This window comes from Cryobacterium sp. MLB-32 (genome assembly GCF_000738085.1).
In the GTDB taxonomy this organism is placed as follows: domain Bacteria; phylum Actinomycetota; class Actinomycetes; order Actinomycetales; family Microbacteriaceae; genus Cryobacterium.
On record NZ_JPRS01000473.1, the window covers coordinates 1 to 693 of the forward strand.

Annotated in this window: 1 protein-coding gene; it reads left to right on the forward strand. The window is 55.8% G+C overall.

What is annotated here, in order from left to right; all coding sequences use genetic code 11:
• Window positions 1–285 precede the first annotated feature (285 nt).
• The coding region (locus JF66_RS19450; protein ID WP_231556521.1) for an ATP-binding protein at window positions 286–693 on the forward strand (408 nt) is incomplete at its 3' end.

Below are 693 nucleotides of genomic sequence, written 5' to 3' on the forward strand. Positions count from 1 at the left end.
AGGTATTTTTCCCGCAACCAGCGGTACCCGACTTCTTTGTGCACGCCGACATCCTGGGCAGACCGTTTGAGACCGCGCCCCTCGTGAATGGAGGCGAGAAACCGTACCCCTGCTGCTGACGAAGATTGATAAAACATCACTGACCACCTGAAAGTCGGTGTTGCTTCGATCAATAGAATCCGGGGCACGTCTAATGCAACAACGTTGGCTGTCCTTCGTGAATTTGATAAAGACTTATATAACCGAGTAAACGATTCGTTTACTGTCGGTTATATTCTTTTAGTTATGGACCTTGCGACGAACCCCTTCAAGCCCGGCGCGGGCCGAGTGCCACCGGTTCTGGCCGGCCGTTCCGACCTGCTCAGCGAATTCCGCACGCGGCTCTACCAAGCACGTGAGGCAGGCGAAGGGGAACGCCCCTGGATCCTTTCGGGACTCCGCGGGGTGGGCAAGACCGTATTGCTCAATCAGCTGGGACGCGATGCGGCCGAACTTAAACTGATCTTCGTCAAAGTCGAGGCATCAAGCAGTAAGCCCTTGGCCGTTGCGCTAGCCAAGGAGCTCCACCTCGCACTCCGACGAGTCCTCTCAAGTTCTGACCGCGCCAAAGCGCTGTGGTCCAAAGCCGCAAGCGTGCTGCGATCATTTCAAATTCGTGTCGATCCGTCAGGGACCTACTCCTTCACTGTCGAC